The organism is Flavobacterium reichenbachii, from assembly GCF_002217435.1.
In the GTDB taxonomy this organism is placed as follows: Bacteria; Bacteroidota; Bacteroidia; order Flavobacteriales; family Flavobacteriaceae; genus Flavobacterium; species Flavobacterium reichenbachii.
This window is the reverse complement of the sequence record NZ_MUHF01000001.1, coordinates 47,457-60,679: the sequence shown is the minus strand read 5'-3', so window position 1 is coordinate 60,679 and position 13,223 is coordinate 47,457. Positions and strand designations below refer to the sequence as shown.

The following is a 13,223-nucleotide window of genomic DNA, read 5'->3' as shown; positions in this document are numbered from 1 at the left end:
TTTTTATAACTGTATGATATATAATTAATTAAAATACAAATAAAGGATGTTATGAAAATGTTAATTGTAAAAATAAACACTACACTAGGATAAGAATGCTTATTTTTATAAAAAAAACAATAATCTACAACGAAATAGTAGGACAAATACCAAGTTAAAACCCTATTATAAAAGTACTTAACCATTAAATTTCCAAACAACCAGAAAAAATTATGAAATTGACAAAATCATATTTTTATATTACTTTTTTTACACTATTCACAATTACAATTTATGCACAAGTTAAAGATATCGGGCTTCCAGATGTAAGAAATTACAAACGAAATGAATACAAAGCAGGAACTCAAAATTGGAATATTGGCCAGGATAAAAATGGGAACATGTATTTTGCAAACAATAATGGTCTTCTCCAATTTGACGGATCTTCCTGGAGAAAATATCCGTTACCCAATCTAACTTCAGTCAGATGTTTAAAGATTGATGATTCAGGAAAAATATTCGTTGGAGGATATAATGAGTTTGGATACTTTAATTCTGATAATAAGGGAAAACTCAAATACACTTCATTATCACAATATGTAGATAAAAATAAAATTAAGATAATTGATTTCATCTGGAAAATCCACTCTTTTAAAAACCAGATCATTTTTCAATCTTTTGCGAGGGCATATATTTTTAAGAATGGAAAATTATCAATTCTAAAGGCGCCAAAACGTTTTCAGTTTTCATTTGTAGTAAATAATAAACTCTACTTTCAAGATGTCGAAAAAGGCATTTTAGAATATAAAGAAGGCAAACTATACCCATTACCCAACACAACATCTCTAAACAATACAGAGATATGGGGAATGTACGCAATAGGAAAAAACAAAACTCTAATAATAACCCTGGAAAAAGGCTTATTTATTTATGAAAACAACATTATTACTCCTTGGAATACTGATGCAAATAATTTTGTAAAGAAAAATAATTCACTTGGTGGCGCAATTATCAATAATAAGTTCATTGTTTTAAACTCTGTATTAGATGGTATTATCATATGCGATTTTGGAGGGAAGATAATTCAGCATATCAACCAAAACAAAGGATTGCAGAACAATACAGTTTTAACCTCTTTTAGAGATAATAAAAATAATCTTTGGCTTGGACTAGACAACGGTATCGCCTTTGTCAACGAAAGTTCTCCATTCACATATTTCGGCTTCAGCTATGACATCAGTACCGTTTATGCTTCAGTAATTCATCAGGGCAATTTGTATGTAGCAACAAATCAGGGAGTTTTTTATCACGATTGGAACAGCAATTTTAAGCAAGATGTTTTTAAATTAGTCGAAGGAACTACGGCACAATCCTGGAATGTTCAGGTAATTGATGGTGAACTTATTTGTGCTAATAATAGAGGCGCACTAGCCATAAATGGAGGAAAAGTAACTAAAATAATTGATTCTAAAGGTTACTTTGGCTTTAAGCAGATACCAAATCATTCTGGTTTTTATATCGGCTCAAATTATGATGGTTTTGCTGTTTTTGAGAAAACATCAAATGGATTGGTTTTTAGAAATCAAATCTTGGGATTTGACAAGTCATCAAATAGTTTTGAACTTGACGAAAATTATTTATGGCTCAAAAAAGATGAATCACTTTATAGAATGCTTCTCAGCGATAATTTATCCAGATTTTCTTCGATCAAAAAAATAGACAGACTTACTTCTAAATTTAAAAATATTGGAAGTCTGCAAAAAATTGACGGGAAAGTTTATTTTCAGGTCAGCAATCATTTTTACAAGTATTCAAATGAACAAGATTTGTTTTATGAAGATGCAAACCTAACCAGATTATTTAAAAACATTCCAATGATCAGTGCTTTGAGCGAAGATTCTCAATCTAATCTATGGTATGCGTTTGATGAATCTTTAGGCGTTTTGATGAAAAAAAACAACAAATACACAAATGTTGTTGCACCATTTTCGAATCTGACTGGAAATTTAGTCAGCAATTATTTATCAGTAAACACTATTGATCCAAACAACATTTTTATCGGATTAACAGATGGATTAGCGCATTATAATTCTAATTTATTAAACAACGTTTCCAATAAACCGAAGGCTTTTATTAGAAGTTTTTCATTTCCCGGCGATACCATTGTTCTTGGCAACAACCAAAACAAAATCGAAAACATCAGAATTCCGTACGCATCAAACCATGTTCGCTTTACGTTTTCATCTCCAACTTACGAAAACCTCGAAAATGTACAGTTTTCATATCAATTAGAGCCTTTCGATGATCGATGGAGCAATTGGTCTAACATTTCTATTAAAGAGTACACCAATTTAAGAGAAGGAGATTATACAATGAATGTAAAAGTTAGAAACAGTAACGGAATTCAATCAGAGGCTTCAACGATTACGTTTACCATTTCTCCACCATGGTACAGACACTTTTTAGCATATATGTTCTATTTTATCTTCTGTCTTATAGCAATATATACGATTTCTAATCGAATAAAAATTAAGATTAGAAAGAACAAATATTACGAAACCATAGAACAAAGAAGGTTATATCTTGAAAAAGAGTCCCGAATAAGACAGGAACAATATGATCTTGAAAAAGAAATTGAAAAGCTGAAAAACGATAAGCTGCAAATCAAAATTTTAGCAAAAGACAAAGAGCTGGTGAGTAACTCGCTTCAGGTTGTAAAGAAAAACAAGATATTAAACGGAATCATTCATAAACTTAAGGAAATTGATGTTGAAGCGCTCGATGATTCTACCAAATTTCAAGTTAGCAAACTAAATAAAAGTATTGTAAAAGAAGTTAACACAGACAAGAGCTGGAAAGATTTAGAAAAGCACATTAAAAACGTACATTTTGAATTCTTAAAACGTTTAAAAGAAAAGTATCCTACAATTTCTCCTCGTGAGCTCGATTTATCGACTTATTTATTAATGAATATGTCAACTAAGGAAATAGCAGAAATCATGAACATTTCTACTGGAGGCGTCGAACTTGCCCGCTATCGACTGCGAAAAAAACTGGGTTTAAATAAAAAAGAAAATTTAATTGGATTTTTAATGAATATTTAAAAAACAAGAAAGCCATTCGTCGCAGCGAATGGCTTTCTTGTTATGATATATATTCTAATGTCCGCTCCAGAGCCATTCCTCTTGAACCTTTTATTAAAATGGTATTCTCATTAAAATGAATGGTTTTTAGAAATTCTATAAAGGAATCAAAAGTTTCAAAAAACTTAATGTTTTCAGCAGCTATTCTGTTTTCATAAAAAGCTTTTCCAATAAAGTAACAAGTAAAATGATGCTTTCCTGACAAAGAATCAACAATGATTTTATGTTCTTGCTGACTTTCATTTCCTAATTCAAACATATCCCCCAAAATCATAATCTTATTCTGATTTTCGAGTTGTAAAAAATTAGTAATTGCCACTTCCATGCTACTTGGATTAGCATTATAGGCATCTAAAATAATTTCGTTTGACCCTTTTTTTAGCAATTGAGATCTATTATTTGCCGGGATATAATTTTCAATTGCTTTTTTTATCTTGTCGTCTTCTACTTTAAAATAACGTCCAATAGAAACTGCTGCATTAATATTATTAGCATTATACAGCCCTATCAAATGAGATGCAATAGTGAAATCCTTATATTCAATTTTAACAAAAGGACTTGCCTCAATAGCACTAATATTGACATCAGCTTCTTGTTTCTGAACTCCAAATGTAAATGATTTTATCCCTTTTGATTTCTCAATCTGAATTGAATCTTCAAGATTAACAAAAACTATTTTGCTGTTTTTAGAAAGATATTGATACATTTCACTTTTACCGGCAATTACACCTTCAACACCGCCAAAACCTTCTAAATGCGCTTTTCCAAAATTAGTAATATAACCAAAATCGGGCTGAGCAATTTCACATAAAAACTCAATTTCTTTTTGATGGTTTGCCCCCATTTCAACGATACCAATTTCTGTCTCTTTTGTAAAAGAAAGCAAAGTTAACGGAACACCAATATGATTGTTTAAATTTCCAATAGTTGCTTTTGTTTTAAACTTTTCAGCTAAAACTACATTGATAAGCTCTTTTGTTGTTGTTTTTCCATTACTCCCTGTCAGGGCTATTATAGGAAGTTTTAAATAAGAACGATGAAAGTTCGCGAGTTCCTGAAGTGCTTCTAAACTGTTATCAACCAAAATAGTTCTTTGATCTACAATATAAGCTGGATTATCAATAACAACATACAATGCACCTAAATCAAGAGCTTCTTTAGCGAAAGTATTAGCATCAAAATTTTCTCCTTTGATGGCAAAAAACATAGAATCCTTCTCAATCTTTCTAGTGTCAATTGAAAGGGATTTACATTGCAAAAACAAGTTATGAAGGTCTTGAATATTCATTTAATTATATTTTAATAAGTCATAAAAGTAGAAAAAAAACAATAAAAAAATTCCAAATTCCATACTGAATATTCAGCTTTTGGAATTTGGAATTTTTTATATTGGAATTTCTAAATCTTAATTCCTTGGTGATTTTCTTCTTTCAGTTTTAGCACCAACTCTAGACATTGCACATCTAAATCCAATGTAGTCAGTTGCCATATCTTGAGGGAAATATCTTCTTTGAGCTGGATCTAACCAATAAGCTCTATCTCTCCAAGAACCTCCTTTGTAAACTCTTACCTTATCATCGATCAAAGTAGTACGTTTACTAGAGTTATCATATTTTCTTGTCATTTTACCTAAACTATCTGTAGTGATATTATGTTTAGGAGAATTGTACATCGTTTGATCTGTTTTTGCTCCAGACTCAGGATCTCCAAAGTCAAAATATTTAGATGATTGTTTATCACCATCTCTATAATTGATATTGTCGCTTGTACTGAAGTTTGTTCTCAAATACGTTTCATTTTCGTCAACTGGAACCTGAGCAATTTCTCCTGGAAGATTTCTTGCAACAACTTTTCCATTACTTAAAGTATCGTATTTAATAGTAGCTGGAGTAACAATTTCTAACTTACCGTCTTTACCAATTTTGTTTTTCCCGTATTGATTTCCTCTAAAATAGTTGAAATCATTTGCTTCGTTATCAATAATAGGTCTGTAAACATCGGCAACCCATTCTGCAACGTTACCAGCCATATCGTATAAACCGAAATCATTAGCGGCATAGCTTTTTACAGCATTTGTAATATCTGCACCATCATCAGACCAACCTGCAATTCCACCGTAATCACCGTTTCCTTGTTTAAAGTTAGCCAATTGATCACCTTTGTTTTTACGTTTAGATGAACGAGTATAATCACCAGACCAAGGATATTTCTTTTGTCCTTTATATATATTGTATTCTCTTTGTCCAACATCAGCTGCTGCTGCATATTCCCATTCAGCTTCGGTAGGAAGTCTATATTCTGGCAAAATAACACCTGAAGAACGTTGTGCATAAACATTTTTTTCTTCTGGAACTACTCCGTCTTTACCAGCTTTTGGTCTTCTTCCGTTAGGGTTTTTCTTCAATACCAACTCTTCGTTTCCTCCGTATGTTGTTGATGGAGACGCAAGATATCCTTCTGTATTAAACAAACTTTCTGCAGTAACATCTTGAGATTTAGCACCTTTTTTAAGATATCCGTTTTTCTCCAAAACTGCTTCGTTTACACGGTCAGTTCTCCATTTACTAAATTCAACAGCCTGAATCCAGTTTACACCTACTACAGGATAGTTTGCGTATGATGGATGTCTCAAATAGTTATTAGTCATCGTTTCATTATAACCTAAACGATTTCTCCAAACTAAAGTATCTGGCGATGCTCCTTCGTAAATATTTTTGTAATTTTCTTCTGTTGGAGGAAACACTTTCTTTAACCACTCAAGGTACTCTAAGTACATACCATTAGTAACCTCAGTTTCATCCATGTAGAATGACTGAACGTGTTGTTGAGTTGCTGTGTTATTCCAATCATGCATAACATCATCTTGTACTTTACCCATAGTAAATGTACCTCCTTCAACAAAAACTAAACCAGGACCAGCCTGTTGTTTTTTCCCTGCGTTTCTAGCAGCAGTTCCATTCTGACTATCTACATCCCAACCAGTGGCTCTAGAAGCATGGCTTGAACTCGATTTTTTGCTACAACTAGCCGTGCCCAACATCAATACCATTGACATCATTAATTGCAAGACTACAATTTTGTTTACTTTCATACTCATTCTTAGGTGATAAATTTAGGTGCTGCAATATAATAATTAACATTTAATTAGCAACATCTGTTCTAATAATTTTATTTAGCTGTTTTTTACCAGAAAATAACCTATAGTTACGAACGCAAAAATATACTTTTTATTATTTACTATAACATGAAATACTATATTTTTACTAGCCAAAATGATTTTAAATTAATTCCGTTTTTTTGACCGATGAAACAGGCCCTAATCTTATACCTTTTTTTGATTCCAATTATCTCATTTTCCCAGATAAATGGGAGCTTAACGCTGGATTGGCAAGCCAAAAAAGAAGTAAGTTTTGGTGATAGGAAAATTATTATTCCTTACTTTTCCGGAAGTCATTTTCGCTTCGATGCTGGCAAAAAAAGCATAACCTTACTGCTAAACCTGGGAACATCGAACTATTCTAACAACAATTCTGTGCAGCTAAGCAGCATTTTTTACGAGACCATTTCAGCAGCCGAATTAGGAGATTTAACACTCTCAAACATACCTGACAAGCCCAACGAAACGCTGCAAACAACATCAGCAAGGGATAAAACGCATACTTTTATTTCACTTTCACCAATAATAAAAGAAGGAAACACCTTTAAACGCATTAAATCATTTTCTTACAATATAAATAACAGTACATCTAAAAACAGCAGTTCTTCAGCTTTTCAAAAATCAAATCAAATTTCAAATTCAGTTCTGGCGTCTGGAGATTGGTATCGATTTTACATCGAGAAATCAGGCGTTTATAAAATCTCGAAGTCTTTTTTGCAAAGTTTAGGATTCGATCCCGGCAAAGTTGATCCTAGAAAAATTAAAATTTACGGTAATGGCGGTAATATGCTTCCTCTTGCAAATAATGTATATTATCCAGAAGATCTAACTGAAAATGCGCTACAAATTGCCGGAGAAAATGACGGCGTCTTTAATAATGAAGATTATATCCTTTTTTATGGCGAAGGAGTTGAAAACTGGAATACAGAAAGTCAAACCAATATTAATGCATATAGCACAAAATCATATTATTATATCACAACTACAGGTGGAGATGGCAAACGAATTTCACCATTCAACCAGCCTACTAACAACAGTACATTAGAATTAAGCACTTATGACGACTATCAACACCATGAAATTGACAAAATAAATATAGCTCATACAGGCCGTCAATGGTTTGGAGAATCATTTGACATCAATGCAGAACAGGAATTTGATTTTAATTTTCCAAATCTTGAAACTTCAACACCAATCAAAATAGAATTAAGCGTTGTTTCAGCAGCCTATACTCCTACTTCATTTGTAGTATCCGGAAATGGACAAACGATCGGAACATTAAACTTCAACACTTTAGTATCAAATTCTGACATCAAATTTTACAGTAGAAATCTGCCTGCAAACAGCACATTTACTGGCGCAGAGAATGTAAAAATAAAACTTACCTATAATAATAATGGTGTACCGGGATCTAAAGGCTATCTGGATTATATTAATTTAATAGCCAAAAGAAAGTTATTAGGAATCGGGAAACAATTTAAATTCCAGTATGATTTAGCAGGCTCAGTTACCGGAACAGTAAACTACACGATCGGAAACGCCGCTGGTATTTCTCAAATTTGGGATATTACAGACCTATATAATGTATCAAAAGCTGAAACTGCAAATCAAACCTCTTTCAGCTTCAAAGCCACTTTAGGCGAAATCAGAAAATATATTGCTGTTGATCCTGCAGATTATTATACTCCTTTAAAAGAAAGTCAATCAAAAATTGCCAATCAAAATTTAAAAGGAACTCTTTTTAAGAATGCTCAAAATACTTTTCAGGATATAGACTATGTAATTGTTACGCCCAGATCATTAGTATCTCAGGCAGAGAATTTAGCCAATTTTCATCGAACGTATTCTAATTTAAATGTAAAGGTAATTTCTTTAGAAAATATATATCAGGAATTCTCTTCTGGAAAACAAGACGTTGCTGCTATCAGAAACTGCATTCGATACATTTATGAAAACGCTTCTTCTCCAGAAAAAAGAATAAAATACCTAAACATGTTTGGCGATGCTTCATACGATTATAAAGACCGCACTGTAAACAATAATAATATTGTACCTACCTATCAATCCTTAAGAAGTGATACTGTTGGAGAAGGTTCTTTTGCTTCAGACGATTTTTTCGGACTTATGGATTCTGATGAAGGAAACATTCTTTATTATGCAACCGGGATTGATATAGCCGTCGGACGAATGCTGGTTTCTGATAATGCTCAGGCTCAGGAGATGGTAAATAAAGTTTTAGAATACCATAATATTAAATCTTTTGGAAACTGGAGAAACAATTTTGTTTTAATCAGCGATGATTCTGATCAAAGTTCTGATGCCACACTGCAGGCACGCCAAAACAGCTTAGCAGATCTAATAGCCACAGAAAAACCATTTTTTAATATCGATAAAATTTTTCTTGATTCTTACACACAGGAAGCTTCGGCAGGAGGATCAAGATATCCTAAAGCAAGAACTGATATATTTAATGCTTTTGAAAAAGGCGCTTTAGTATTTAATTATTTAGGACACGGAGGAGAAGACGGACTAGCCAGCGAACGCATTTGGGAAAAATCTGATAGTCAAAACTTAAACAACCAATACAAATATCCATTATTTATTACTATAACCTGCGAGTTTTCCCGATTTGATGATCCTACAAGGCCAACTGCCGGCGAATATACTTTCTGGAATCCTAAAGGCGGAGCTATTTCCATGCTTACCACAATTCGCGAAATAGGTCAGCCTAATGCAGAAAATTTTAGCGACGGTTTAGCAAAAAACCTTCTCTCTTATGGATCAAATCAATATACAACTATTGCAGAAGCGCTTAGAATTTCTAAAAATGAAGACCCAAGCTCGTCGAGTAATGTTGTTTTTTATATTGGTGATCCCGCCTTAATGCTGGCAATTCCAAAACCTCGAATAATTCTAACAAAAGTAAACGACATTGCAGTATCACAGCAAATTCCTGACTTTAAATCATTAGCAAAAATTAAAATATCAGGCGAAATTACAGATGAAAATAATATTCTTTTAAGCAATTATAATGGAGAATTAGCGACTTCAATTTTTGATAAATTAATCACGACTTCTACTTTAAACAATGATGGTTTTAGCCCTGTAATGCAATTTAAGACACTCGGAGAAACTATTTTTAGAGGAAATGCTTCTGTCACCAACGGTCAATTTGAGTTTAGTTTTGTTGTACCAAGAGATATTAGAATTCCGGTAGACAATGGAAGAATTAGCTTTTATTCGAAAAAAAATGAGGTTTTAGAAAACCAGTCAGGTTATAATAACGTTATTAAAATAGGAGGAATTAATGAAAATGCAGCGCAGGACAATATAAATCCGAAAGTTAAGTTATATATGAATGATGAGACTTTTGTGTCAGGAGGTATTACAAACGAATCTCCATTCCTTTTAGCGTTTCTTGAAGACGAAAACGGAATCAATACAGCAAGCGGCATCGGACATGATATTATAGCGGTTTTGGATGGAGATGTATCTAATCCTTATATATTAAACGACTATTATCAGACAAAACTAGACGATTATACCAATGGAAATTTACGTTTTCCTTTAAGAAATCTAGCTCCGGGATTGCACACAATAAGCTTTACTGCTTGGGATGTTTACAACAATCCGGTAACAAGCGAAATACAATTTACAGTTGTTGGAGACGAATCATTGACATTAACACACGTTCTAAATTATCCGAATCCTTTTTCAACTTATACACAGTTTTGGTTTTCACACAATCGACCATATGAACCTTTAGATGTTCAGGTTCAAGTGATGACTATTACCGGGAAAGTGGTTTGGACAAAAAATCAAATAATTACAACAGAAGGTTTTTTATCACGAGAAATAACATGGGACGGGAGAGATGATTTTGGGGATAGAATCGGAAAAGGAGTTTATATATATAAACTCACAGTTAAATCAAATTTAACAAATAAAAAAGCAGAAAAATATGAAAAGCTTGTAATCCTTTAATTATATATATTTGCATCACCTAAATTATATTAACCCCATAATGAGAAAAATATCACTTTTACTAATTTGCTTTTTAATTATTTCATACGCTAAAGCTCAAGAACTACAACCTATTACTACTGGAGTTCCATTTTTATTAGTTGCAGCAGATGCCAGAGCGGCCGGTTTGGCTGATCAGGGTGTTGCTACTTCTGCTGATGCCTTTTCTCAGCAATGGAACCCTGCCAAATACGCTTTTTCTGTAGACAAACAAGGTTTATCTATAAGTTACACCCCGTATTTGACAGATTTAGCAAATGACATTTCACTCGGACAAGTAACCTATTATAACAAAATTAATGAGCGAAGCGCCTTTGCGGGAAGTTTTCGTTATTTTGGTTTTGGAGGAATCGAGCTTAGAGAAACCGGCGACCCAAACGAAGCCGTAAGAGAAGTAACTCCTAACGAATTTGCCCTGGACGGATCATACTCCTTAAAATTAAGTGATGAATTTTCTATGGCAGTTGCCGCGAGATTTATCAACTCTAATTTGAAAGTTGCTTCAGAAAATGTAGATGCAAAAGCTGCAAGCACATTTGCAATAGACGTCGCTGCATTTTACCAATCTGAAGAAATTGCCTATACAGACTTTAACGGAAGATGGAGAGCCGGTATCAACCTGCAAAACATGGGTCAGAAAATAAGTTATGATAATGATGATATAAGTTCAAACTTTATACCTGCAAATCTGAGATTAGGTGGAGGTTTTGATTTTATTTTAGACGATTATAATAAGGTTGGAGTAAGTGTAGAGTTTTCTAAACTTATGGTTCCAACTCCTCCAGGACCAGGAACTGCAGTAGATTTAAACGGAAATGGAAACTTTACAGATCCAGGAGACATTTCGCAGCAAGAAGCAAACGACATCAGCTACAATAAATACAATGATATTGGATGGGTTTCTGGAATGTTCAAATCTTTTGGAGATGCACCAGGCGGATTTAGTGAAGAGTTAAAAGAAATAACATACAGCGTAGGAGCAGAATATACTTATCAAGATGCTTTTGCAATGCGTTTAGGATATTTTCACGAAAGTCCGGAAAAAGGAGCCAGAAAATTTTTCTCATTAGGAGCTGGTTTCAAATATAACGTAGTAAAAGTTGATGTTTCTTATTTATTTTCGGCGTCAAATGTTAAAAATCCTTTAGAAAACACACTTCGCTTTTCTTTAACCTTTAACTTTGGAGACAAATACGAAGTTTATTAAACAATAAAATATAAAGCAATACAAATCCAAATTTCTATTTTTTAGGAATTTGGATTTTTTTTCCCATAAAAACAATGAAAGAAATAAGCATAACATCATCATTTACAGTTTACGAAAGCCTTGCAGAACTCCCTACAGAAATTCAGGACTTAATGAACGAGGCTGTTGAAGTTCGTAAAAAAGCTTACGCCCCCTATTCGCAATTTAGAGTTGGAGCAGCTTTACTTCTTGACAACGGAAAAACAATTTTAGGATCAAATCAGGAAAATGCTGCATATCCATCAGGATTGTGTGCAGAGCGAACTGCTATTTTTTATGCCGGAAGCGCTTATCCTGATGCAAAAATTTTAAAAATGGCTATTACTGCCGCTTCAGACACTAATCAGACCACTGCTCCAATCCCGCCTTGCGGTTCTTGCCGACAGTCAATTGCAGAATACGAAATCAGACAGGAAACCCCTATAGAAATCTATTTTATGGGTGAAATTGGTGAGGTTTATAAATCTTCATCCCTAAAAAATCTGCTCCCTTTTATGTTTGATAAAAAGTTCTTGTAAAAAAAAGCCAAAAAGTAGCTTTTAAATTTTAGTTCTTAATAGGAAAGTCTTATTTTTGCATCCCGACCTTTCGGGCGCAAATTTGTGGGAGGAAACTATTTTGCGTTACAGGCAACAATTGATAACACAACAACTTTAGCAAAAGAAAGAATTCAAATGAAAGAAGTTACAAAAGAGGTATATTTAAAGTGGTACGAAGACATGCTGCTTTGGAGAAAGTTTGAGGACAAACTTGCAGCGTTATACATTCAACAAAAAGTTAGAGGTTTTCTACACCTATATAATGGTCAGGAAGCTGTATTAGCAGGTGCTTTACATGCAATGGACTTGACTAAAGACAAAATGATTACTGCTTACAGAAATCACGTACAGCCAATTGGTATGGGAGTTGATCCTAGAAACGTTATGGCGGAACTTTTAGGAAAAGTAACAGGAACTTCTAAAGGTATGGGAGGTTCTATGCATATTTTCTCTAAAGAACACCGTTTTTACGGAGGTCACGGTATCGTGGGTGGACAAATTCCGGTAGGAGCTGGTTTAGCTTTTGCTGATAAATATTTTAATACTGGCGGTGTTACCATGACTTATTTTGGTGATGGAGCTGCTAGACAAGGTTCTCTTCACGAAGCTTTTAATATGGCTATGTTATGGAAATTACCAGTTGTATTTATCGTTGAAAACAACGGTTATGCAATGGGAACTTCTGTAGAAAGAACTGCTAACCATACTGATATCTGGAAACTTGGTTTAGGATATGAAATGCCTTGCGGACCTGTTGACGGAATGAATCCTGTAAAAGTTGCTGAAGCAATGCATGAGGCAATCGAAAGAGCGCGTCGCGGCGACGGACCAACTTTCCTTGAAATGAAAACGTACCGTTACAGAGGACACTCTATGTCTGATGCACAATTATACCGTTCTAAAGAAGAGGTTGAAGAATACAAAAAAATCGACCCTATTACTCAGGTTCTTGATGTAATCATGGATCAAAAATATGCTACACAGGAAGAAATCGAAGTAATTGACCAAAGAGTTAAAGACTTAGTTGAAGAATGTCAGAAATTCGCTGAAGAATCTCCATATCCAGACTTACAACAATTATACGATGTAGTATACGCACAAGAAGACTATCCATTTACACCTCATAAACTATAACA

The 13,223-nt window shown here is 33.6% G+C and carries 7 protein-coding genes; 5 read left to right on the top strand and 2 right to left on the bottom strand.

The window, feature by feature from the left end; translation table 11 throughout:
- Positions 1-212: 212 nt before the first annotated feature.
- Complete coding sequence (locus tag B0A68_RS00225) at positions 213-3,083, top strand: triple tyrosine motif-containing protein (protein ID WP_035685943.1); 2,871 nt, start codon at positions 213-215, stop codon at positions 3,081-3,083.
- Between the two features lie 40 nt (positions 3,084-3,123).
- Here B0A68_RS00225 and B0A68_RS00220 read toward each other — a convergent pair whose 3' ends face one another.
- Together B0A68_RS00220 and gldJ are read right to left on the bottom strand one after the other, a co-directional pair.
- Positions 3,124-4,410 (bottom strand): UDP-N-acetylmuramoyl-tripeptide--D-alanyl-D-alanine ligase, encoded by a 1,287-nt coding sequence (locus B0A68_RS00220; protein WP_035685946.1) that lies wholly within the window; start codon positions 4,408-4,410, stop codon positions 3,124-3,126.
- A 117-nt stretch (positions 4,411-4,527) separates the two neighbouring features.
- Positions 4,528-6,213 (bottom strand): gliding motility lipoprotein GldJ, encoded by a 1,686-nt coding sequence (gldJ, locus tag B0A68_RS00215; RefSeq protein ID WP_035685949.1) that lies wholly within the window; start codon positions 6,211-6,213, stop codon positions 4,528-4,530.
- A gap of 213 nt (positions 6,214-6,426) precedes the next feature.
- Here gldJ and porU point away from each other — a divergent pair, with 213 nt between their 5' ends.
- From porU to pdhA, 4 genes are all read left to right on the top strand, one after another.
- Positions 6,427-10,263, top strand: coding sequence for a type IX secretion system sortase PorU (porU, locus tag B0A68_RS00210; RefSeq protein ID WP_035685952.1), 3,837 nt, complete (start codon positions 6,427-6,429; stop codon positions 10,261-10,263).
- A gap of 40 nt (positions 10,264-10,303) precedes the next feature.
- Positions 10,304-11,509: a type IX secretion system outer membrane channel protein PorV gene (gene porV, locus B0A68_RS00205; protein WP_035685955.1), complete on the top strand. Its 1,206-nt coding sequence runs from the start codon at positions 10,304-10,306 to the stop codon at positions 11,507-11,509.
- 74 nt (positions 11,510-11,583) lie between these two features.
- Positions 11,584-12,066, top strand: coding sequence for a cytidine deaminase (gene cdd / locus B0A68_RS00200; protein ID WP_035685958.1), 483 nt, complete (start codon positions 11,584-11,586; stop codon positions 12,064-12,066).
- Positions 12,067-12,222: 156 nt separating this feature from the next.
- Complete coding sequence (gene pdhA, locus B0A68_RS00195) at positions 12,223-13,221, top strand: pyruvate dehydrogenase (acetyl-transferring) E1 component subunit alpha (protein ID WP_035688251.1); 999 nt, start codon at positions 12,223-12,225, stop codon at positions 13,219-13,221.
- The last annotated feature ends 2 nt before the right edge of the window (positions 13,222-13,223 follow it).